Raw genomic sequence first — 21,985 nt, forward strand, 5'->3', positions numbered from 1 at the left:
GATGTTCTTCGACGATCGTGTTGCCGCGTTGCGCGAGATGCAGCGCGTGCTTCGGCCGGGCGGCCGCCTTGTCGTGGCGGTTTGCGATGCGCTCGAGCGCTCGCCCGGCTATGCGTCGCTCGCCGTGCTGCTCGAGCGGCTATTCGGCAAGACCGTTGCCGATGCCTTCCGTACACCATTCGTGCTCGGCGATGCGGCTGCACTTCGCGCACTGTGCGTAGCCGCGGATATCACGGACGCGACTGTCGTTCAATGCAATGGCATCGTTCGCTTCGCTTCGCTTCGCATCGATCGACCTGCTGGTGTCGACCGAACGCGCCTGCGTGTGGACGCTTGGCGGTCAGCTGGACGCAACCCAGTTCGAGCTTCTGCGACACGAAGCGCAAGACGCATTGCTGCCATTCGTCGATGCCGGCGGCATGGTTTCGTTCGCGATGCCGGCCTTGTTGATCACCGCGGCGAAAGGTGAGTTCCTCTGAAGGAGCCCTTGGCCATCGATCCAAAATGGCCGAGTCCCGCCCGTCGCCACCGCTGCCGCTAAGACCGGTCTTCCTGGCGGCCATCGGCGTGTCAGCCGAAGGCCGGCGCGATTGGCAGTCAGGCACTGTTGTCATGATGGCCTGCCCGGTCGATGCTTCGAGTTCGACCAGGGCGCCCGCCACCATGGCGCGGATTACTCGGTCGTACACGAGCAGGCGATGGTTGTATCGCCACTACCTGGCAAAGACCAGGAGCCGCTCGCGGTCCGAGCAATGCGCGACCTCGTCGCGCAGGACCCGGACCAAGGCTCGGCGCTGGAAAAGCAGGGCAGGGGGCACGATCCGCACGCTGTTTAGCGGCCGCCCGGTCTCATGCAGGTGAACCCGATGTGCAGCGCCAAACCGAGCTTGAGGCTGTCACTGCGCCGACGCGTGATCAATTCGAGCTCGGCGCGGCTGAAGCTGAAGAACGCCTGCAACTCGAACTCGGGCATGGCCGCATCGTAGTCCCGGAGCCGCCGTTCAGCTACCGCTCAACCGGTGGTCTTTAGCCGAGCCTCAGCATTCGAGCAGGCGTACAGTGCGAGCTTCGATGGTTGGAGATGGCGCGTGTACATTTCGGTCAAGCGGACGGTAGCTTCAACTGCGATGGATCTCGATCACGATGCGTTCATTTCCTACTCCAGGAAAGACAAAGTCTTTGCTGCCAAGTTGGAGCTGGCGCTTGAGTCTTATGCGATTCCAAAGGGGGTGCCGAATCAAAGGAAAAGTCGGCTGAGCGTGTTTCGTGATGAGGACGATTTCACGGGAACAGAGTACTACCGCGCCATCGAAAGGCACTTGGCGGCCTCCCGGACCATGATCGTCATCTGTTCACCTGCGGCACGCGCCAGTCGCTATGTGAACGAAGAAATTCAGCTTTTCGCCAAGGAAAAGGGCGCCGACCTCATCATTCCCGTCCTTCTGAGCGGTATCGCCAACAATGAGGCAACTTCGGATCAAGAGGCAGCCATGGCATTTCCCGATGCGTTGGTCAGCAACTTGAAGATGCCGCTGGCGTCCTCGTACCGAGGCTTCAACCCGGACGAAGACAAGATTGACAAGGGAGCGTTCAAGACTTCGTGGTTCTCGCTGCTCGCAATATCCTTGGCGTCACCCGTGGCGAAATTGAGGAACGAGATGCCAGACGTCGGCGCCGAATCCGGCTGGTTTGGATCGGTGGCATTGCCTCGCTATCGTTCGTGCTGGTGGTACTCAGCGTCTGGGTACAGCAGGAAAAACTGGCCAGCGACGCTCGTGAACGAGTAGTTATCACAGGCACGATTGTCAACTCCATACGCCAGTTCCGCTCCCTTTGCCGAGAGTCTCTTCGATTGGAGGTGCGTCGGCAAGGCGTGGCAACTGCGTCGGCTGCAGGTTTTTCGGACCTCGTCGTCAAACTTCAGGCACAGGTCGATGACATGCAAAGAAACATGGCCGACTATGAAGCCGCGTACACGCAGTCAGTGCAGCAGTTGGCGGGTTTGAACTCTGAATTGGTCGACGAGATGATGGCTGCGCACTTGCAGTCATACGGAAGAGACAAGCAGGAGCTTGACCTCATTCGCGCTGACCGGAATATCTTGCTGGAGCAGCGTTCATCGCCGAGGATGGCCGAACTGATATCGAGGTGCCAGCAATGAGGGCATCGTCAGCGACGCGTCCTGGCCGAGCCCATCGCCCGCCCAGCAGTTCTTGACCTGGGCTGCATAGAACTCGGTATCAGCCTCTGCCAGTGATTTGCGGATGGTGGTGGTGGCGAAGGAAAGAAGGCGTCTGGCCGGCTACTCGCGCATCGTCCCCGCGCGAGCAGAGCCTGTCAGAAAGGCCACGGCGCAAATTGTCGCGAAGTCTTCATGCCTGTAACCCCTGGCGCGGAGTCTAGCCACGTAAGGGCATGCCGCTGGCCGGCGTGCTCGCAACGGGCCTTGCGAGCGCCATCCTTTCGGCACTTTTCCGCGTTTCCGAGCCTTTCATGGCTTCGCATGGGCTCTTCCAGACTCCCAGAGGCCTGGCGGTGGCATGCTTATGAGGCACACGAAGGAAGAACCAGATGGATTGGGTACTGGTACTGACGTTCCACCTGCTCGGACCGCAAGGGGAGATCCGAGACATTGGGCCAAACATCCTGCCCGGATTTGCAACCGAGGCGACGTGCAGTTCCGCAGCAAACAGCATCGCGGAGTCCTTGCTCCGGTTGGAGGGCAAGGCCCGAGAGCGGCAGGGCATCGCTCGAAACTCGGACAAGTCCATTCCCGCCGTGAACTACGAGTGCTTTCAGAACTGGCGCTGATTGGGGCTGCTTCGCCTCGGAGGCAGGGGGTTACCACGTTATCCGCGTCTCGCGAGGCAGCTTGCGACGAGATCGCGCCAGACGCTGAGTTGGTGGCCTACTCCTCACTCGCAGCTGCATGACCTTGGGAACCTCCTCATGGGCCGCTTTGGCATCGAATTGCCTGGATCGACGCACTTCGACACCGTGCTCACTGCATGTGCTGTCCGCCGTTGATCGCAATGTTGGCGCCGGTGATGAATGCGGCTTCCTCTGAGGCGAGGTAGACGACAAGGCCCGCCACCTCTTCTGGCTTTCCGAGGCGGCCGACCGGAATGTGCGGGAGAATTTTCGTGTTCAGCACCTCGTCGGGAATGGCCGTGACCATCTTGGTGCCGATGTAGCCCGGCGAGATGGTGTTCACGGTCACATTCTTCCGGGCGACTTCGAGGGCCAACGCCTTGGTGAAGCCATGCACACCGGCCTTGGCAGCCGAGTAGTTGGTCTGGCCGAAGGCCCCCTTCGAGCCGTTGACCGATGAGATATTGATGATGCGGCCCCAGCTGCGATCGACCATGCCGTCAGCCACCTGCTTGGTCATGTTGAACAGGCTGTCGAGGTTGGTACGCAGGACCGCATCCCAGTTGACCTTGTCCATCTTCTTGAAGGTGGTGTCGCGGGTGATGCCGGCGTTGTTGACCAGCAGTTCGACCGGGCCGACTTTGCTCTGCACTTCGGCAACTGCCTTGGTGCAGGAGTCGAAGTCGGAGACGTCGCAGGCCACGCCCCGTGATGTCGTAGCCCTTGGCCTTCATGTCCTCCACCCATTCGCCATGCTTGCTGTTGCCCGGCGAGTAGGTCACGACCACCTTGTAGCCGGCATCGACCATCTTGGTGGAGATCGTCTCGCCCAGACCGCCGCCCATGCCGCCTGTCACGAATGCCACCTTTTGCCCGTTCATCCTGGTCTCCTTCTGGTAGATGAAAAGATTCGGCGCTCGATCGTCAGCACCGCGACAACGGTCACGATCGTCGGGCACGCCGATGCCACCGGCAATCGAATACGTGGCCACGGGCGCGCGTGCTAGGCCGGGGCTCTTGCTCATCACATATCGCCATCACGGTCTGCGGCCACACACCCGCGATAGCGAGATGCCAAAGAGCGACGAAAGAACGCCAGTATGCTCAGCGGGGGCTATCTGGCAGCGCGATTCGAACGCGCCCGCGCGCCCGTCAATCTGCGTTTCGACGACGGCAACACCGATTTCTGGCCAACATCGTCGGGGCCAAGGCGGTCAGGTGCTCGCGAAGACACACGCCATGACCTGGGTGAACGTCGCAGGCAAGATCCTTCCCGAGTTCGAGCGCGCCACCGGCGCAACGCGACATCCCCGGCAGAAGGTCCTACTTCGCGAAGACCGCCAGGTCGATCTCAGGACGCACCCACAGCGTCGACTCTCGGGGTCATAGCGCGCGCCCAGCGCCTTCGCGGCGTCTTTCTCCTTGAAGGGAACGTTCAGGTAATGGCGCTCTTCCATCCGCCGATTCTGGTCTATTCCGCAGCCCGGAAGGAGTTCCAGGTGTCTCCGAAATCTACTTCGTTGCAGTGCACTTCCCGGCTTCTGGATGTCCTCGAGCTGCTTGAAGCGCCCAGTTCATCAGGCTCAGCGTGACGTGGCGCGGGATTCATGTGGCGTCATCGTCACTCCTCGCGGCTGCCGCCCAGGCCCAGCAGCATCAGCAGCGACTGGAACACGTTGTACAGGCTCAGGTAGACGCCGAGCGTGGCCGTGATGTAGTTGGTCTCGTGGCCGTCCTTGACGCGCTTGAGGTCGTGCAGGATGAAGGCCGAGAAGATGCCGATCGCGAGCACCGCGAGCGTGATCATCAGCGCACCCGACTGGATGAAGAAGTTCGCGATGCCCGCCACCAACAGCAGGATGGCGCCGATGAAGAGCCACTTGCCCATGGCCGACAGGTCGCGTTTGATGACCGACGACAGCATCGCCATGCCGAGGAAAACCGCACCGGTGCCCGCGAACGCGGTCATGACGAGGCTGGCGCCGTTCTGCATGCCGAGCACCACGCCCAGCATGCGCGACAGCATCAGGCCCATGAAGAAGGTAAAGCCCAGCAGCACCGGCACGCCGGCGGCCGAGTTCTTGGTCTTCTCGATCGCGAACATCAAGCCGAAGGCACCGGCCAGGAAGACCACCATCGAGATGCCCGGCGACATGGCGCGCGCGATACCGGTCGAGAGCCCGAGCCAGGCGCCCAGCACCGTCGGCACCATCGAGAGGGCCAGCAGCCAGTAGGTGTTGCGAAGCACTTGGTTGCGCTCCGCGGCGGCAGGCAACGCCGCATACGGCGAGCCATAAACCTGGATGTTGTCTCTCATTTCGATGTCCTCGGTTGGTTGAAAAACCACGCGTATGGACGCGCATGACGTGCACTCTAGACTGGGATAGCCTTCGAGAAAAGTCGAATTTTTGACACCATTCATTCGTCTTTTCCGTAGGATGCGCGCAAAAGATGAACTTCAAGCACCTGCATTACTTCTGGGCTGCCGCCAAGGCCGGCGGCATCGTGCGCGCCAGCGAGCAACTGCACATCACGCCGCAAACGTTGTCGGGCCAAATCAAGCTGCTCGAGGACAGCCTGGGCTGCAGCCTTTTCCAGAAGCGCGGGCGCGGCCTCGAACTCACGCCCGAGGGGCGCACGGCCCTGAGCTACGCCGACCAAATCTTCGCGCTCGGCTCCGAGCTCGAGGCGGCGCTGGGCAGCCGCGGGGAGGGCGCCCGCGCGCTCGACTTCCGGGTCGGCATTGCCGACGCGGTGCCGAAGTCGATCGCCTACCGGCTGCTCGAGCCGGCGCTCGGCATCGCCGAGCCGGTGCGGCTGATCTGCCACGAGGGCAACTTTCGCGACCTGTTGGGGCAATTGTCGGTGCAGCGTATTGACCTTGTGATCGCCGACGAACCGATGGGCCGGCAGATCGGCGTCAAGGCCTTTAACCACACGCTGGGCACCACCGCGATGAGCTTCTTCGCCACCGCGGCACTGCGCCGCACGCTCGTGGGCGAATTCCCGGCCTGTCTCGATCGCGCGCCGATGCTGATTCAGGGTGCGACTTCGGCGGCGCGGCAGCGACTCGACCTGTGGCTGGCCGAGCACCGGCTGCGGCCGCGGCTGATCGGCGAGTTCGACGATGCCGCACTCCTGAAGGCCTTTGGCGGCGAGGGTCGCGGTGTCTTCATGACGCCCGAGGTGCTCGAGGAGGAGACCCGCGCCCAGTACGGCGTCGAGGTGATCGGGCGTGCCGCCGAGCTGATGGAGGAGTTCTTCGCGATCTCGGTCGAGCGCCGCATCACCCATCCCTGCGTGGTCGCGATCACGAGGGCGGCGCGAGGGCGCTTCCATCGGCGCCGCGGATCCGCAAAATAGCCGGCCCGCGCCGAAGCTCGCGAGCAGCAGCCCGCCCGCGGCGGGACCGATGGGCGCTATGTTGATCCGAGCGAGTTCACCGCCGCCGATCAGGCTGTTCACCAGTCCGCCGCGATTGAGAAAGTTCTGTTGGTCGAGGTCGAATCGGAACTCAGATCTCAATGATCTGATTGAGCGCTTCACAGGCCGCTTCGAAAACGGTGGGCGGCACTTGCTTCCATGGGTGGGCCTTGGCCCGCCGAACTCGCCAGTCGAACGACTTGGGCTGATGCGAAAGAACGTAGCCCTTCATGTCCTTCGGCCCGACGAATCGGATAGCGAACGGGTTGGAGGCGTTGTACGTTGCGGTTGTCATGGGCAAACCGATCACGATGCTTGTGCGATCGTTGAATGCCCTCGGGGACAGCACCAGCATCGGATGCATGTCCCTCATCTCTCGACGCACCTGCGGATTGAAGTCGATCCAGATGATGCCTCGGCGCTCAGGAATCCAAGGCGCGCGCGTCGCCATCAGAAAGTCTCTGCCCCTACCCGCGTAACCGTGAAGTCGGTCGAGCAACAGGATATCCAGGCGGTCCATCGCGTGCGCGAGTTGCTTGTGCAACAACGCACAGCACTGATTAACCAGGCCAGGGGATTGTTGGCCGAGCGAGGGGTGTCGATTGCACAGACGCGCCAAGCATTCAAGCGTGCGGTGCCGCAGATCGTTGGCTCGTGCGAAGGCGAAGTCACCAGCGTCTGCCAGGCCATGGTGCTGGAGATTTTCCAGCAGATTCACGCGCTGGAGGAGCGCATCAAGCACGTTGAGACCTGGCTCAGGTCGTTCATGAAGCGCTCCGCCCAGTGCAGGAAGATCGCGGCTGTTGACGGCGTCGGGACCATCACCGCGACGGCCATGGTGGCTTCGGTCGGGGAGGCCAAGGAGTTCAAGAACGGCCGCCACCTGTCGGCTTGGCTGGGATTGGTTCCGCGCCAACATTCTTCCGGCGGTAAGTCGCAACTCAGAGGCATCAGCAAAAGAGGCGACAAGTACCTTCGCACCTTGCTGATTCACGGAGCGCGCGCCGTGCTGCGCTATGCAGCGGGCAAGACGGATGCTCAGAGCCGATGGCTGCAAGAGTTGATTGCGAGACGCGGCTACAACCGAGCGGCCGTGGCGCTCGCCAACAAAAATGCACGGGTGATCCAGGCATTGCTGAGCAGCGACGCGCCCTACCGCCAAAGCGCCGCGGCGCATTAAGCGAGCTCGATCTGTACGCAGCACCGCACTACGCTCAAGGGGAGGAACGACACCCAGCACTGGTTTTGCGAAGCTTTCGGAGGTGATGACAAAAATGGTTGGACCAGCGCCCTGAAGCCTGCTTTTGGTGCCGGCTGTGCCTTTCAGCTCAAGCCGTCAATCTACCGAGGACGGGGCGTGCGGATCTCATCGAGGCTGCGGGCATGTTTCGACGCGCCCACCGGCAAGCCGTATACATGCATGCAGACCGTTTGACGTCACCGAGAGGGCTTGCAAAAGGCGCAGGGTCCATACATGCACCGAAAGGACAATCACCCCCTTGAGGACATCGCTGATGTACGCGAGGAGCAGCGCAAGGCGGCCCTTCCGAGTTCGGTCGTGCTCAAGAAGTTTGATCGGGCGCTGGATGAATTCGCGGCCTACGTCGACAGCAATGCCGGCGCCATCGTCAATTACGGGGGGAGGTACCGATGCGGGGAGCGGATCTCCACCGGCTTTGTCGAGTCTGCGGTCAACCAGGTGATGTCCGAGCGGTTCGTTGAGAAGCAGCAGATGCGCTGGACGCCGCGCGGAGCACATCTGCTGCTGCAGGTTCGTACCCAGGTCCTGAATGACGAACTACGAGCGTCCTTCGAGAGGTGGTATCCGCGCTTCGGCGACGCCGCTTAACACTAGGCACCCCTCGCAGCCTAGCCACCGGGAAAGCTGCCGCACTGCACCCCCAGGAAATGTATGCTCTCCTCACGTCAGGCTCAATACTTAGGCATGGGCCTTTGCGCGTTGCCCGAGAGTGATGGCAACCAGACCTCGATGACGTCCGGCTTGGCATTGGGAAACCGTTTCGGGTCGAGCTGGAAGGGCTGCAACGTGAGCTTCTGCCCCTCCCTGGCAAGGGTCGTTTCGACCGCTCTCGCGACCGTATCGGCGATGCGCCTTTGGTCAGCGGACGCGTAGCGCACGTCGCCATTGGTGCGGCTCGTAGGCACGGTCTCGATACCTGCCACGCGGAAGCCTTTCCGTTCGAGTTCGCGCTGGACACTGTCCGCCGCAGCTTTGTCGAGCGGATCCACGATCTGGAGAAATACGGTCGTCCCGGCCCCCACGGCGGTCGCCGACGGCGGTGCCGCGCCGAGCTGCGCGAGTCGCGTCCACGCAAGCGCCCGGGACCGCTCGTCGTCGGCGAAGTGGAGTGCGCGTTGGAAATCGGCACGCGCGTCGGCCAAGCGATCTGTTTGCCGATAGAGTTCGCCGCGTGCCAGCAAGGCGTCATCGAGTTCCGGCTGCAATTCGAGCGCCTTCGAGTAGTCAGCGATCGCCTCGGCCCGCCGGCCGGTCGATTCGTGCAAGGTTGCCCGGTTGTAGTAGAGCTGCGTGAGCGTGACGTTCTGCGCGCTGATCGACGCACGCAAGTCGGGGGAATCGCGCCGGGAGCCGATGCCTTGCGCAAGTCGCTGCGCCTCCTGCGTTGCCAGCGCGATCGCTGCGTCATAGTCGGCTAGGGCACGCGCGGCCTCGCCCTTGTATTGAAGCGCGACCGCTCGTCCCGCGAGCGCCTCCACCTGCTTCGGATCGAGCTTGAGCGCGGCATCGAAAGCGGCGATGGCCCGGTCGATATCGGCGGGACCCCCATAGGCGATACCGCGGTCGTAGTAGACGCGCCCGAGGCTTTCATCCGCCGAAGCAAGCCCGGGATCCAGCTGCAGCACGCGATCCAAACTCTCGATGGTGGTGTCATAGTCACGTGCCTTGGCGTAGTGGTCGCGGATCTTCTCGAGCTGCAGGGTCGCCTGTGCCCGCTTCGCCGTCTTCGCGTCCGACTCGGCCATCTCAGTCTGTTGTTCAGCCCTCTTAGTCTGCTTCCGAGCGTCGATGCCGAACCAGAATGCCGAAGCGGCCGCGATGAAGAAGGCAATCATTGCAACCTGGAACCGCCTCCTCGATCGCCGCTCCTGCTCGGCGCGTTCCTTTGCGAGGCGCAGATCTCGTTCGCGCGCAGCTTCTCCCTCCAGCCGAAGCCGCTCTTCGGCCGCCTCGCGCTCCTTCTCCGCCGCGGCCGTCTCGGCCTGCAGTTTCTCCTCTCGCTGCAGGAAGCGACTGCGCCAGTCCAGAATGCCGGGCGCGAGCACGTCGTGGAAGATCTGGTACTGATCATCCTCGTTCCGACGGCCCGGCGGGGCGGGGATCCTCGCGAGCAGCCGGTTGTCCTCGAGGAGCTTCGTCACGCGCGGGACTTCGGAAGCCAGGTCCTCCGCCCAGTAGCCGAGATCCCCGAGCCGGCACGCGACCTTCGCGCCTGCAGGCGTGACGAGCCGATCGAACACCCGTGCACACAGCCTCTGGTCGCGCGCGTCGAGCCGCTCCATGACCTGGTCGAGGTGCGTCCGCACGATGTTCTGCGCGCCTCCGAGCGTCTTGAGCGTCGACAACTTGAGCACCCGAGAGCCGGACCCGACCTCCTCGCCCCAGAGCCGCTCGAGCACAAGTTGCAGGTAAGGAGCCTCGACGCGCGTCTCGTCGGCCTGCGCCGCGGTCTGGCCCGCGCCGCCGGCCTGGGCGATCGATACCTGACCGGCGCTCACCTGTTCGAGCAACGACTGGACGAGCGCCGGCTCGATCGCCACCGGAAGGGCGATCCCGTCAGGATGACGCGCGTTGTAGACCTCGAGCGGCTTCACCACCGCGAGATTTGCGGCGCCCACCCAGAGATGAGAGAGCCGCTGCGTATTGCCGAAAAGGGTGGGAATCCGCTTGCGAAAGCGGTCAAGGCTAGACAGTGCGTCCTCGCGCATCGAGACAAGGAATCCCGCGTCGACCTCCCGGCGCGTGATCGCGCGTGCCAGTTCGGCGTCGAAACCGCCTTCGACGCCTGGATCGGAAAAGTACAGGAAATACTCCTCGAACTGATCGAGCAGCAGCAGGACGGTGCCATCGAGCGCATCGGCTGCCTGCTTGAGCAACTCGTCGAGCGGGAGCTGCTCGTCGATCGCAAGGCTTTTGCCCGCCGCGTTGGACACCGCCTCGATCACCTGATGCTTGAGCAATCGAACCGCCTCGGGAACCTGCCACCGTCGGAACAGCACCACGGCGGTACGCGCTTCCTTGCGCAGCTCCGGCACCAGGCCCGCCATGAGCACCGAACTCTTGCCGACGCCGCTCGCACCATAGAGGATGGTGAGGCGAGCGCCGTACAGGTTGTCGGCGATGGTGCGAATCTCCTTCTCGCGACCGAAGAAGTACGGCCGATCCGCCTCATTGAATGGCCTCAGGCCCACATACGGGCAGAAGGGGACCGCGTCAGCCACCCGAGCCTCTTCCGGGCGCGCCCAGGCCGTCGAGGAACTCGTCGATGCGAAGGTCGTAGACATTGACGCCGCGCGACTGCCACAACCACTGCTCGATCCCCGAAGGTCGATCCTGGATCGCCCAGTGCTTCCGGCTCGCGCGCTGGCTTTGCGCCTCGAATTCCCGGCCGAGGTTGCGCAGCACCACGCGCAAGTTCCAATCCGCAAGGCTGTAGCCGAGGAACAGAAAGGAGCGACCGCGGAAGTAGCGCAGGAAGGACTTCGGCACCGCAGTCCCGGTCGTCATGCGGGACAGGAAATCGATGTAGTCGTCCTCGGTGATGATGAAGTTGTCGAGCTCCCCTTGCGCTCGCTCGTCCACACTGCCGTGCATCTTGAAAACCACCCGTGTCGCCTGGAGATCGATCTGCATCCTCTCCAGGTCTTCATACAGGATGGTCGCCGGTTCGTCCTCGCCGGCGCGCCGCCACAGGATGGAGTTGCCCGCCTCGTCGCTGTCCTTGGGATGGACGACGAGATCAAACTGCTGCCCAGCCGCGGTGAAGGCCCGTTCCAGCAGCGTGTCGTAGTTGGTGGTGACGATCAGACGGAGATTCGTGAGTCCGGCGAGGTATTGATGCAGCCGCCCGAGCGGATGCGGCCGCGACAGAACCTGGTGGAGCCGAATTCGGAGCTCTTCACGGCCGCTTTGCTGCTCGAAGTAAGCGGCGGCCTTGAGCAGATCCTCCCTGTCGCGAGGGTCGTCGCTGACGTCCTGGAAGTGGGCCTCCTGGGCGAGCAGGCTCGACAGTTCCGGGCCGCGTGGCGGATAGGCCGCGTTCTCCGTCCATGATTCGCCCTCCGGCCGGCCGGCGAGCGAGGCGCCCGCGCCGACGAAGGGAACGACACGACCGGCCTCGAGCGCCGCCTTGATTGTCTCGAAGGGAGGCTCACGTGAGGCAATGGTCCTGAGCGCTGTACTTGTCGCCATGTCAAAACATTTGTTGGATTGGTTGGCAAGCCGTCACGCCACGAGGGCATGGGCGCACCCTCGTCCGGCCGAGGGCGCTCCATCGTCAGTCCATTCGCGGAGGCGGTCAATAGAACCGTCGGACATGCTCCCTCGGCGAGGTGATGTGTCCGGAGAACGCATCGTTCAGCCGCACCATTTGTGAGCTGCAACTGCTAGCATGGCGCAATGAGACGAGTGGCAGTGCACAGTCGACGGCGACTACTCGACGACTTCTTCAAGGTCGACGAGTTGATGCTCGATGTGGAGGGCGACGACGGCACGCAGTCGCCGCCACTGCGCCGGCTGGTCTTCGAGCGCGGTGACTCGGTGGCCGCCACCGTGCGGCACCGCGAGTCGGGCGATTTGCTCTTCACCGAGCAACTGCGCGCTCCCGCGATCGCCAAAGCCGGCGGATGGCTCGTCGAAGTGATGGCCGGAATGATCGAAGATGGCGAATCGCCGGAGGAGGCCCTGCACCGCGAACTCCTGGAGGAGCTGGGCTATCGCGTCGACGCGTTCGAAAAGATCGCGACCTTCTTCGTCTCGCCGGGCGGTTCGTCAGAGCGCATTTGGCTGTATCACGTCGAGGTCAGCGACAACGGCCGGGTCTCGGCCGGCGGCGGCCTGGCGAGCGAGCGCGAGGACATCCGCATAGTGCGCATGCGGCCGGACGAGGCCCGTGATGCCCTCCTCCAGCGGCGCTGGATGGACGCGAAGACGATCATCGGATTGCAATGGTTGCTGGCGCGCACCGGTTGGACGAGTCCCGTCGGCCCGGCGCAGCGGTAGGACACGGCACAACAAAAGGAGTTCAACGATGGCACTCGACCGCGACGCTCGCAGCTGCTTCGTGATCATGCCGTTCCATGAGAAGCCCGACCCGAAGAGGAAGGATCTCATTGACTTCGATCGCGTCTACCGGGACATCATCCGGCCTGCCGTCCAAGGCCTGGCCGAGCGCCATCTGTACATCGACTGCGTACGATGCGACGAGGTCGAGCGTGCTGGGTTGATCCACGAGCGAATGCTCGAATACATCGCGGACGCCGACATCGCTGTCGTCGACATCACGACGGCGAACCCCAACGTCTTCTACGAACTTGGCGTGCGCCACGCGTTGCGCGACCGGGTGACCGTGCTGATCCGCCGCAAAGGGACGGACAATCCCTTCAACATCGGCGGCATGACGACGATCGAGTACGACTTGGACGATCCGAGCGCCCAGCAGGCGCGCGACGCCATCGCGAACTTCGTGTCCAATGGGCTGCTGTCCGGCGCTAAGGACAGCCTGGTCTACTCCGTGCTGCCCGGACTGAAGGCCGGCCGCGAATCGAAGGCCATCACGAATAGCGGCATGCAAGACTATGCCGTGCCGCATGCCGAGGGCAAGCGCATCGGCATCGTCTGTGGCGACCTTCGCGACGTGAACCTCGGCGCCGACCTGGTTGACCGACCGATCGACATCTGGGTGAGCTCCGAGAACATCGGCATGCAGATGGCGCGGCCGCATGACCCGTCGATCTCGGGGCTGATCCGCTATCTCGGGTCGCGCCGCGACGACACCGGCACCGTGCTGGAGGACACCATCGCCGATGAGCTGAAAAAGAAGATGGACGGCCGACAGCTCGTCAATCCCGGCGAAGTGGTATCCACCAGCGCGGGCGAACTGGCCCGCACGCACAAGGTGAAGCGACTGTTCCACGCCGCTTCGGTCTACGGCGTGGTCGGGACGGGCTTCCACAGTATTGCAGCGGTGGAAAGATGCATCACCAACGCGCTGGCGCGCGCCGACCTGGAGGCCCGCGGCTGGGTCGACCAGGCGGGCTCTCCCGCTGCGGCCGAACTCCTCGGGCACGTGACGGCGGTGCCGGTGCCGTCGCCGAGCGATATCGCACCGCCACCGGTCTCCATCCTTTTCCCGCTGCTGGGCGCCGGCACGGCACGCGCCGACCTGGTTCGGAGCGCCCGGCTGCAGGTCGGCGCTGCGGTCGCCTATCTGCGCTCGCGGGCGCCCATCACCTGTGTCGAGCGCGTCTACTTCCTGGCGGCGAACGAGTCGGTGCTCAACGCGCTGCGCGTGACCTTCGCCGAACTCGGCATTCGGGACAGACCGCCCGCGGCCGGCGGAACGAAGGCACCCGCGAAGCGCGCGCCAGCAACCAAGGCGCCTCGCAAGCCCGCTGCGAAGCGGTCGAGGCGGACACGCTGAGCGCTTTACGGACTCGGCCGAATGTGCTTCACCGACCGCTCCTCGCATGCCCGCATTGGAGTACATCGAGAAGATTCAGATGACCGCAATCCCGAACAGGCTCACGCGTACGTCAGCAACCTCGACCTGCCTGCGCATGGCCCGAGCTTTGAGGCCGCCGGGGAAGAGGTGCAGTTCGGCACCGCCCCGCACGCGGCGGTGATCGGAGCGCAGATCGCTGCATGTTCCGAGGGCGTCGACGCCAACACGCGAAGCGCCGTTGCCGACAGCCTCCTGATCGCGCAACTGGCGCCGCCAACAAGGCGGTGGATAGAGCCATCAATGTGATGGCCTGGTACCGCAAGTACGTCGACGTGCTCCAGAACCTCGGCTGGATCGTTGGGGAGATGGAATTCAAGGAGCAGACCGTCTCCGAGACCAACGCTGGTGTCCACAGAGCCATCATCCCGGTCATCATGTCGATGATGGTGCCGGGGTCGGCCGCACTGACCATGGTGTTGTCGGTCCTGAACGGCCTCAAGGATACCGACAGCAGCGGCAACCCGCGCATCTCCGCGATGTGCTTCGGCATACTGCCGACCATGCCGTGATACAGGTTCTGCTCTTCAAGTTCGCCCAGGACCAAGTCAGCCTGCAAAGTGCCAATGGGTCGTTATCGATGACGACGCAGCACTTGGATGCGGTGCGGGACACCGTCGCCGCGCGTGTGCGCCGCTTCGTGGTCGATTTCGTCCAGAATCTTGACATCTGACTGCGTTCGTCGCTCGCGCGAGCCTCATCCATTCACGGACGGAATCTTGTAGGTCCCGCGTTCAAGCCCCTGGGGATGCGCGAACTTCCGCGCGACACCTCCGCCTTCGAGTTGCAGGCGTTCTTCACCTTCGGCCGGGCGGAACGTGAACTGATCCGCACGCGCCGCGGCGAGTCCCTCAAGCTCGGCCTGGCATTGCACATCGGATTGCTGCGAATGACCCGCCGTGTGCTCGACGCCTTTCGGATCGTTCCGCCAGCGCTGTGGCGCCATCTGGACAATGAGTTGGGTGCCGGTTGGGACGACATGCTTCGATTCGTCGCCTCGGTACGGGCAGGTCTCGTGAGCGCCAATGTCGGATTTCGTCTGTGGGGTAGCGCGGCCAAGGCAGTGCGGGGGCGTTGGCGTGACGAACTCGTCGCTATATCGGGTTCGCACGCGCTACTTACCAACATCGTGATCGCGTGGAACACGGCCCACCTGCAAGCGGTGATCGACAGGTGGTGAGAGGAACGCATGATCGTCGATGACCATTGCTGCGCCGAGTGGCCCGGTTCACTTCGAGCACATCAACATTCGGCCGTCTTCAATTTTGGCGTACAGCGTTACCGTCCAACACCAGTATGGAGCGACCGCATTTGGGGGGAGACGTCAGAACGCAGATTTTCTACTCATCGCCGTGTCCAGTTTCTTGGGTCCATCGCTGGGCAAGGTAACCTATATCGGGCGTCGAACGTACTCGCCCTTTTTTGATTCGATCTTGAACATTGCGCACGAGGGGTAGCGAAATCTACAAATGGCAGCAATCGCCTTTTTCGACGATAGAGTTGTACGTGGGCCAAGGGTCACCGACTCTAGCTCCTCGGCAAAGAAGTCTAGGTCGTCGAACAAAGTGCCAGTTGGTTCAGCCTGATAGGTGAGAGACCGCCATTCGCGTTCATATGACCACGATAACTCCCTTGTAAAACAGATTGCACGAACGAGCCTATCGCTCAGTCGTCTGGTCGGGCCATAGAGGACGAAATCAAGGCCCGAACCACCGATCGGAGGCCGATCCGAATACCTTATCCGGTGGGCGACCGCGAACGGAGTGTCCCTCTCGTGGATGTGCCGGAACCCGAGCACGCAGCCTCGATGGTTGTCAGCATAGTGGGCCCACATCGGCTCGCTATCCGCCTCGGTCGTCACGCAGAGCAATCAAACCGACGACAGGACAGATTTGTTGAACACTTCCCGGAGCGCTTCCAAGTGCGGCGCGTCGTCGACCGACTGCGTCAGATCGTCGATGAGGTCGGCATCTGACACGCCTAGCAGTACGAACTCTCGAAGCCACCCGAGAGACTCACCTAGAGCCGCGCCCAAGCGTTTCGCGTGAAGTCGGCGTTTACCGTGAGCGGTCTCCAAAAGCAAGGTGGGCAGAGCCCTCCCTGAGCGCTTCGAAGACGCGGCATTCTTTATAGCTCGCGGAGATCGTTGAATAGAAGCGGGCTCGACCAGCGAAGGCGCCCAGTCTCGAGAACGACAAGCGCAGTCTTAGCGGACATGTACTTGTAAAAGACCGCCGGATGAGCCATAGTCGTATCGGAGTTATAGCACTAAGGTTCGGCTGAAAGCAGATCTGGAAGTCATCATTGGTCGCATTTGTGGCAAGCGCCACTGGCGCTTCGATCCGTTGGAAATAGGCGTTCGAGGGCGCGTAGCCTCTCCCTTCTCAAGAAGGCCAGTGAGTGGCACTGGGTGGCTGCAGACGTGGATTGACCTTCGGGCCGATCAAGTTGGCTTATTCAGATCCGTGCGTGGTCTCAACGCAAGCCGGCAGGATGCACGTGCATCGGATCGCTCAGCTCGCGACCGAGAAAGAGGCTGTGCGAGAGCGGAGTCCGCTTCGCTCAATGAGCACGCGCCGTGTCGAGCGGAGGCAAGCTGTCCGACGACGACAAGGCGTTCTTCGACGGTGCCACAGAGTTGGATGTGCCGGCGTTTGTCACGATGCTGTTTGGTGGCCATAGATTGGCGATGCAATCTTAGAGGCTCCAGGATTCGGGATCTTCCTCACGATTGAGGTGCGTGGGACCTATGGATCAGCATGAGGTCGATCGGCGCCAGCCGACACTGCCTTTCGCTCTGGCCACGAGGTAAGAAGGCGTCCAACTTCTCTCGCACTGCCGCGAGACGCCGGTGGGCAAAGGAGCTAATCGCTAGAAGTGCCTGGAGCTCACGGATCGTGAGGCAATACGGACAACGCCGCATGAGTCACGCCGGTTGCACCGAACAGCGCCTTGTTGGGAGCGCTCTCGCGCTGATCGATGGCAGCGAGAAAACGCTTGGCGCCGCGCATCGAAGCGAATGCGTCGAAGCCGTACTCCAGAAAATCCTGCAATTGTCCTAGTCCCGCCAACAGCGCCGGACAGCGCATCATTCGCAGGCCACTGCCCGGGAGCGGATCAGGCGTCTGTCCGTCGAGCGGCGGACCACCGCGAGCATTGCGGCAACTGTGTCCACCACCTCGCGCGGAAACAGGAGCACCAGTGTCGGGACGATCCTCGTGATCTGCGTGTCGCGCCCGGCGGAATAGCCAAGTTCGTCGAGGAATAACGGTCCGCTTCGTGTGAGGTCAGTCGCCGAGTAGGTCCGCATAGGCTGCCTCGAGGCGGCGCTGCTGGTACGCCTTGAACACGTCGCCTGAGCCCCGCATCGGCCGCCCGTGCGGCACGTTCCTGCCCGGCGGCATTCAAAGCCGCCAGGATTCGATGCATCGCCTCGGAAGGCGTTCCCTTGGGGCGCATGGCGACCACCGGTATCCTCGAAGACTTCCGACTCATGCTCGCCGACACCGAGTACGATCCGGACATGAGCGGCGGACCAATGAATCAATGGCCGCACGGACGACCTCATATCCCCGGAAGCGTTGCGCCAACTCCAACTGCGCGGCGGCCTCGCGCTATGCCAACCCGATCCTTGCGGTTCGCGCAAGATTGTAGAGACGCGCCTTTCCCGACAGCTCGTCACGAAGGACGACCTGAGTTGGCACGAACTGAGTGCAAAACAACGAATTCAGTCGATGAAAAACGAGCACCCTCTTGGGATCGGACGCCACCTGTAGAACTGCACGGATACCTCTGATCCGGGGACGCCAATCATTCGTCAGGAATCCTGCAAAGTCCTGACGTACCAACTGCGAAAGCTGGGATTCGTTGAAGAACCCCCGCGAATAGCTTCCATCCTCGATCTCAATCTCGATCTCCACAGCGCAACCAAAGCATTGCTCCGCGAGTTGACGCGCCAATTCGACATCGTGTCGCGCGGTCGGCTGTTCATTGACGAGCATCCCGAACTCGATAGCCGTGGCCAATGCCTGAGCGACGTCGGAATCACTGTAGGGCCAACGGCGCAAACCATCCCAAACAAGATCAGTCCCGCGAGTCAGCCGAGCCTCTGGCGGGATGCCGAGGAGGCTCCAATGAACAGGCCCCGTTCGCAAACTCGGATTCTTCGAAAGGATTGCACTGCACTGATCCTTCATGGTTGCAATCTTCGCATGGCTGTCGTCACCAGCCGGATAATGAATCATTACTCCAGGAGCCGTCGACTGCGGGCGCCAGTTCTCTCCACCGAGAGTCAGCCATTCAGCCAGCCGATCGGGCTCCCAAGACTCATGAATCGGCAACCCGCCAGGACCAAAGCATTCGCCTTCTATTCCATTGGCGAGACCTTGCACGTGAATCGGAGTGAAGAAGTCGAGCTCCCGAATCCTGCGCGATCCTTTCTCAATCGTCTCCAGCATGAAGTATTGGTCCAGGAGCATTTCAAGATCACTCTTCTGCGTGGGATAGATGTCCGCCTCGGGATCGAGACGTTCTAGTGTGGCCCTGTCGCGCGGCGTCGGGAACACGATCCGATCGAAGTCAAATGTTCGTTTTTCGAAACTGACATCGAACGGATAATCGAGGAAGACTCCACGCTGTGCCTGAATACGCCATAACTCAGGGATATTCACTTTGATCGCCCGGAGAACAGGCATTTCGGGTCGAACGAGTCTCATCAAATTGCAGATTTCCTCTAGCTCTCCGTAGTTGAGACAGATGATGCAACTGAAGTCCTCTGCTTCGCTCTGAGGTGGAGGGTTATGTGCGGCGAAGAAGGCAGCTACTTTGGGTTCAGTCGAGAAGTCGATCAGATTGGTCGCCAGGCCATAGTGTTGGGCGACAGCCAGCGCCGCATCTTCGTTCGCTGCAATAGCACTCAGCGCGGGGACGGAATGCAGCCAGTTCCAGAATCGTTCGAAGCGCTCGATGGCAGCTGACTGATCGCTCGTCGCACGACGGAAAAGGCTGCTCGAAATCGGCCAATTGCGCGTTTGGCCCCGGAACCACGTCGCTCCAGCCGCACGCATCTGCTCAGCCTGCAGAAGCGCTTCTTCGAGACTGCTTGCTGCGTATCTCATGAAGAGTCCTCTCCGCTCAAGGCGCCCATTGATGACGGGCCAGTTTGCCCTTTGTCAAATTCAACTCGACGGCACAGTGAGGCCACGCCCCGAGCCCTACGGCGTCGGTCGATCCGAAGATCTCGAAGTCGATATCGCCGCCGAAGTGCAGGTCGGAAACGCCAGGGAGCTGATCGACCCCCAGTGCTCTCAAGAATTCTGAGCGCGGCAATCGCGCGAGTCTATACACCATGCTGGGGTGAGGGCGATTCAAACGGTGGGGTAGTAGCCGCTGACATGCGAGTGAATGACGCGCACCCGCACCCGCAGCAGCAAGTGCGCGCTGCGCGGATCCCAGCGCATTTGCTGAGACTTCGACATTCGCTTGTCGATCGGCTGGTTCACCGCTGACTCCACGAAGGCGCTGGAGATGCGTCGCCCCGCCCGATATCGCCGCCCATAGTCGGGCAGCGAGTCCGCGTTGTTGGGCAGGTAGCCGAGCAGCTCGAGGGTGAGCTTTCGAATCTGACGCGCGGCCGGCTTGCGGCACACCGTCGACTTGCCCAGGACGTACAGCACCGTGGCCAGGCGCCGCATGGCTTCCAGCGCTCGACCATGCCAAAGCCGCCAATTCAATCCGCCGGCCACACTTGACAGCCAATCGTGGTCAGCGGATCTGAGCTGACTCGTCGTTGGCCGGCCATGGACGACGGCGTTGGGCTTGGCCACCCGTCGTCGCAGGTGGTACCAGTCCAGAATATGCCTCGCGCGGGGCTGTTTCGACAGCTGGCACTGGCGAAGCTGGATGTCGCCGTCGGTGAACACCTCGATCGACAAATCCTGCCGGCCGAAAGCGTCCAAGACACGTTGCATGCGTTCGTGAGAATGTTCGTCAACCGTTTGAACGAACGCCACACTGCGCTGACCGACGCCAGCGCGCATGGCGCCGCCGGCGACGACCTCGAACGATTTCTCCTCATCGGGGTGGCAAAGCCGCAGGTAACCGCAGTCCAGCCCCATCGTGGTGACGTTCGCGCTGCCTTCCAATTCAGCCGTCTCTGACTGGATCTCCAGCCCTTGAGCATCCAATCGCCGACCCACATCCAGCGTATGCCGTCGCACCGTGCTCGTGGCATTGGCTCCGGCCACCGGCAACAACAGCTCCAGCAACCCCGAGGACTTGGCATAAGGAATCGTGGCGGCAGGCGGCTTTGGACGTACTCCAACTCCGCCGAGATCCAGCGCTGGGCCCGCCGTTCGTTTGGGGCAGTGCCGCAACGACATTCGCATCGCGGTCAACGCGGCACCTTCACGACAACACTGCCAAACAGGCTGCGGTAGTGGACGTCGTGGTAGTCCTTGATCGCGCGATTCAGCCCGCAGCCATCGCATCGGCGCTGGCTCGTCGACATCAGCTCGACCTGACGCGTGACGAGTTGGACCTGCAGCTTCGTGAGCACCGCCTTGGCATCGGCCAAGCCCGGCCCCAGCGGGTCGATGCTCGGCTGCGCATCGACCTCCAGCGTCAGCAGCGGCAACTCGCCCGACTCGGCTGCGCCGCGGGAAATGGCGATACTGACTTTGATCTGCATGGCCGAACTCCAAGGGCGCGCCAGGCCTCATTTTCCAGCCAGCGAACTCGATCGCAGAATGGTCAATCGCGATGAGAACTCGCAAGTTGGCGTCTGCACACCCCATCATCTGATTCGCTCTCACAACCCCCGATCACCCCGAGTCGGGCCGCATGACCATGCCAATGCGCTTTGCCAGATCGGTGTGAAAGTCGGAAACCCACAGTGGCCAAACGCCCAGCATGCCTGCGCCTACGTTCCTCATCCGGTTCACCGCTTCGTCGGCATGCAGATGCATGACAGCAAAGTGGCGGCGGAATTTGTACTCCTTCGCGGCCTCGGGTGGTCGGGCGGCAGCGTAGCTTTCCATCCTTTCCCGACAGCTTCGCAGAAGCGCGCGGCGGATCAGGTCGTCCGTCATGGAACAACCGATGAAAATGATCGGCATCTCGCGAGCCGCGAAGTGCAGTGTTACGTTCGCCCAAGCATAGTGTCCATCGGTTCTGGCTAAATACTCGCTCTCGGTCAGTACTAGACCATCCGAAGCTTCACCGCGCATTCCGGTTCGGGCGTCTGGAGGCAAAAGATACCCGTGGAGCTGGTAGATTGGAATTTTGTCGACGTCCAACTCGGTCGCTGCGCGCTCGACCGTTCTTATCATTCGCGAAGTGTGTGCCGCTCGGTCACAAAGTTGGGGAAGGCAGTCGATGTTGGTCGTCAGGAAGGCCCCGATGTTTTCCCTTTTTCGGTGACGGTTGGCTTTGTCCAGACGACCGCACGCGCTCACGACGTCCCAGAGAACCGGATTCGTTTCTCGGAAGAATTGACTGACACGACGCCTGCTACTTTCGTCCCTCGACGAAAAGTCAGATCTTGAAAGGTCGACGATATCCTTGGACTTTTGCTCGACTTGCTGAAGGAAGTCTCCGTAGAGCGCAGTTCTGACCCGTTCGCTCCAAATCGTGGACCCCACTCCGCGCTTCGCAATTTCGCACAGCGAGATGAGTGACATCCCAGACTTCTCAAAGACTTCCATCTGATCGGAAGTCCACCCTCCCAGCGTCTGAATGAAGCTCCGCCAACTGGGCATCCTGTTTACGGTAGAGACGCCCGCTCCGAGAAAAAGGGCTACTTGATAGTCCTCGATGGTCTTGCTCAACTGCCTCCAAGCTTCATCCGGACTTTGATAGGTGGGTTCCACGGCAAACTCCCAAACATTGCCGAGATTTTCCGCCACCAAGGCCGGATCTCTCATTGACGAGCG

The 21,985-nt window shown here is 62.0% G+C and carries 23 protein-coding genes and 3 pseudogenes; 13 read left to right on the plus strand and 13 right to left on the minus strand.

Translation table 11 applies throughout. The features are described from left to right. Window positions 1-257 precede the first annotated feature (257 nt). Complete coding sequence (locus tag QTI24_RS29635) at window positions 258-479, plus strand: hypothetical protein (protein WP_286605369.1); 222 nt, start codon at window positions 258-260, stop codon at window positions 477-479. A gap of 353 nt (window positions 480-832) precedes the next feature. Here the strand turns inward: QTI24_RS29635 and QTI24_RS29640 are convergent, their stop codons facing one another. Further along, the gene (locus QTI24_RS29640) at window positions 833-973 is read right to left on the minus strand and encodes a DUF4158 domain-containing protein (protein WP_286605370.1); all 141 of its coding nucleotides are present in this window, start codon (window positions 971-973) and stop codon (window positions 833-835) included. Window positions 974-1,088: 115 nt separating this feature from the next. On the opposite strand from QTI24_RS29640, the gene QTI24_RS29645 reads away from it, so the two are divergent. The 3 genes from QTI24_RS29645 (at window position 1,089) to QTI24_RS29655 (ending at window position 2,811) form a co-directional block, all read left to right on the plus strand. Next, on the plus strand, window positions 1,089-1,787 hold the full coding sequence (locus QTI24_RS29645; RefSeq protein WP_286605371.1) for a toll/interleukin-1 receptor domain-containing protein: 699 nt from the start codon (window positions 1,089-1,091) through the stop codon (window positions 1,785-1,787). An 86-nt stretch (window positions 1,788-1,873) separates the two neighbouring features. Further along, on the plus strand, window positions 1,874-2,161 hold the full coding sequence (locus QTI24_RS29650; protein WP_286605372.1) for a hypothetical protein: 288 nt from the start codon (window positions 1,874-1,876) through the stop codon (window positions 2,159-2,161). A gap of 410 nt (window positions 2,162-2,571) precedes the next feature. Further along, window positions 2,572-2,811 carry a hypothetical protein gene (locus tag QTI24_RS29655; RefSeq protein ID WP_286605373.1) on the plus strand — a complete coding sequence of 80 codons (240 nt, stop codon included), beginning with the start codon at window positions 2,572-2,574 and terminating at the stop codon, window positions 2,809-2,811. Between the two features lie 190 nt (window positions 2,812-3,001). On the opposite strand, the pseudogene phbB reads toward QTI24_RS29655, so the two are convergent. The 3 genes and pseudogenes from phbB to QTI24_RS29665 form a co-directional block, all read right to left on the minus strand. After that, window positions 3,002-3,752: pseudogene (phbB, locus tag QTI24_RS29660) on the minus strand (acetoacetyl-CoA reductase). Window positions 3,753-4,085: 333 nt separating this feature from the next. Next, complete coding sequence (locus QTI24_RS31565) at window positions 4,086-4,328, minus strand: DUF5710 domain-containing protein (RefSeq protein WP_353506126.1); 243 nt, start codon at window positions 4,326-4,328, stop codon at window positions 4,086-4,088. Window positions 4,329-4,492: 164 nt separating this feature from the next. Then, a complete protein-coding gene (locus QTI24_RS29665) occupies window positions 4,493-5,188 on the minus strand; it encodes a Bax inhibitor-1 family protein (RefSeq protein WP_286605374.1) in 696 nt (231 codons plus the stop codon). Between the two features lie 134 nt (window positions 5,189-5,322). Between QTI24_RS29665 and nhaR the strand changes: the two genes are divergently transcribed. Continuing rightward, complete coding sequence (nhaR, locus tag QTI24_RS29670) at window positions 5,323-6,234, plus strand: transcriptional activator NhaR (protein WP_286605376.1); 912 nt, start codon at window positions 5,323-5,325, stop codon at window positions 6,232-6,234. 151 nt (window positions 6,235-6,385) lie between these two features. Here nhaR and QTI24_RS29675 read toward each other — a convergent pair whose 3' ends face one another. Then, entirely contained in the window at window positions 6,386-6,745 is a 360-nt protein-coding gene (locus tag QTI24_RS29675; protein ID WP_286605377.1) for a type II toxin-antitoxin system PemK/MazF family toxin, read from the minus strand. Between the two features lie 24 nt (window positions 6,746-6,769). On the opposite strand from QTI24_RS29675, the pseudogene QTI24_RS29680 reads away from it, so the two are divergent. Both QTI24_RS29680 and QTI24_RS29685 read left to right on the plus strand, forming a co-directional pair. Continuing rightward, a pseudogene (locus QTI24_RS29680) lies at window positions 6,770-7,474 on the plus strand (IS110 family RNA-guided transposase); the annotation flags it as partial. Window positions 7,475-7,876: 402 nt separating this feature from the next. Further along, window positions 7,877-8,143, plus strand: a pseudogene (locus QTI24_RS29685) (ISKra4 family transposase); the annotation flags it as partial. A gap of 83 nt (window positions 8,144-8,226) precedes the next feature. On the opposite strand, the gene QTI24_RS29690 reads toward QTI24_RS29685, so the two are convergent. After that, entirely contained in the window at window positions 8,227-10,839 is a 2,613-nt protein-coding gene (locus tag QTI24_RS29690) for a tetratricopeptide repeat protein (protein ID WP_286605379.1), read from the minus strand. Further along, a complete protein-coding gene (locus QTI24_RS29695; protein ID WP_286605380.1) occupies window positions 10,769-11,746 on the minus strand; it encodes an SIR2 family NAD-dependent protein deacylase in 978 nt (325 codons plus the stop codon). Before QTI24_RS29695 ends, QTI24_RS29690 begins: the two co-directional genes overlap by 71 nt. Before the next feature lie 207 nt (window positions 11,747-11,953). Here QTI24_RS29695 and QTI24_RS29700 point away from each other — a divergent pair, with 207 nt between their 5' ends. From QTI24_RS29700 to QTI24_RS29720, 5 genes are all read left to right on the plus strand, one after another. Next, window positions 11,954-12,556 carry an NUDIX domain-containing protein gene (locus QTI24_RS29700; RefSeq protein ID WP_286605381.1) on the plus strand — a complete coding sequence of 201 codons (603 nt, stop codon included), beginning with the start codon at window positions 11,954-11,956 and terminating at the stop codon, window positions 12,554-12,556. Window positions 12,557-12,584: 28 nt separating this feature from the next. Beyond that, window positions 12,585-13,976, plus strand: a complete 1,392-nt coding sequence (locus QTI24_RS29705; RefSeq protein ID WP_286605382.1) for a hypothetical protein — start codon at window positions 12,585-12,587, stop codon at window positions 13,974-13,976. A gap of 21 nt (window positions 13,977-13,997) precedes the next feature. After that, window positions 13,998-14,303: a hypothetical protein gene (locus QTI24_RS29710; RefSeq protein WP_286605384.1), complete on the plus strand. Its 306-nt coding sequence runs from the start codon at window positions 13,998-14,000 to the stop codon at window positions 14,301-14,303. Continuing rightward, a complete protein-coding gene (locus QTI24_RS29715) occupies window positions 14,303-14,566 on the plus strand; it encodes a hypothetical protein (RefSeq protein ID WP_286605385.1) in 264 nt (87 codons plus the stop codon). Before QTI24_RS29710 ends, QTI24_RS29715 begins: the two co-directional genes overlap by 1 nt. 236 nt (window positions 14,567-14,802) lie before the next feature. Beyond that, window positions 14,803-15,234 (plus strand): DUF4158 domain-containing protein, encoded by a 432-nt coding sequence (locus QTI24_RS29720; protein WP_286605386.1) that lies wholly within the window; start codon window positions 14,803-14,805, stop codon window positions 15,232-15,234. Window positions 15,235-16,942: 1,708 nt separating this feature from the next. On the opposite strand, the gene QTI24_RS29725 is transcribed toward QTI24_RS29720, so the two are convergent. From QTI24_RS29725 to QTI24_RS29735, 3 genes are all read right to left on the minus strand, one after another. Beyond that, complete coding sequence (locus tag QTI24_RS29725; protein ID WP_503011328.1) at window positions 16,943-17,146, minus strand: DUF8198 family protein; 204 nt, start codon at window positions 17,144-17,146, stop codon at window positions 16,943-16,945. Further along, window positions 17,143-17,364, minus strand: coding sequence for a hypothetical protein (locus tag QTI24_RS29730; RefSeq protein WP_286605388.1), 222 nt, complete (start codon window positions 17,362-17,364; stop codon window positions 17,143-17,145). Before QTI24_RS29730 ends, QTI24_RS29725 begins: the two co-directional genes overlap by 4 nt. 304 nt (window positions 17,365-17,668) lie before the next feature. Next, window positions 17,669-19,171, minus strand: a complete 1,503-nt coding sequence (locus QTI24_RS29735) for an FRG domain-containing protein (RefSeq protein ID WP_286605389.1) — start codon at window positions 19,169-19,171, stop codon at window positions 17,669-17,671. 31 nt (window positions 19,172-19,202) lie between these two features. On the opposite strand from QTI24_RS29735, the gene QTI24_RS29740 reads away from it, so the two are divergent. Beyond that, window positions 19,203-19,373, plus strand: coding sequence for a hypothetical protein (locus tag QTI24_RS29740; protein ID WP_286605390.1), 171 nt, complete (start codon window positions 19,203-19,205; stop codon window positions 19,371-19,373). Between the two features lie 47 nt (window positions 19,374-19,420). Here the strand turns inward: QTI24_RS29740 and QTI24_RS29745 are convergent, their stop codons facing one another. From QTI24_RS29745 to QTI24_RS29755, 3 genes are all read right to left on the minus strand, one after another. After that, complete coding sequence (locus tag QTI24_RS29745; protein WP_286605391.1) at window positions 19,421-20,320, minus strand: hypothetical protein; 900 nt, start codon at window positions 20,318-20,320, stop codon at window positions 19,421-19,423. Window positions 20,321-20,445: 125 nt separating this feature from the next. Beyond that, entirely contained in the window at window positions 20,446-20,742 is a 297-nt protein-coding gene (locus QTI24_RS29750; RefSeq protein WP_286605392.1) for a hypothetical protein, read from the minus strand. A gap of 133 nt (window positions 20,743-20,875) precedes the next feature. Next, window positions 20,876-21,976, minus strand: a complete 1,101-nt coding sequence (locus QTI24_RS29755) for an SIR2 family protein (protein WP_286605393.1) — start codon at window positions 21,974-21,976, stop codon at window positions 20,876-20,878. Window positions 21,977-21,985 lie beyond the last annotated feature (9 nt).

The sequence above is a fragment of the Variovorax sp. J22P240 genome, assembly GCF_030316855.1.
GTDB lineage: Bacteria > Pseudomonadota > Gammaproteobacteria > Burkholderiales > Burkholderiaceae_C > Variovorax.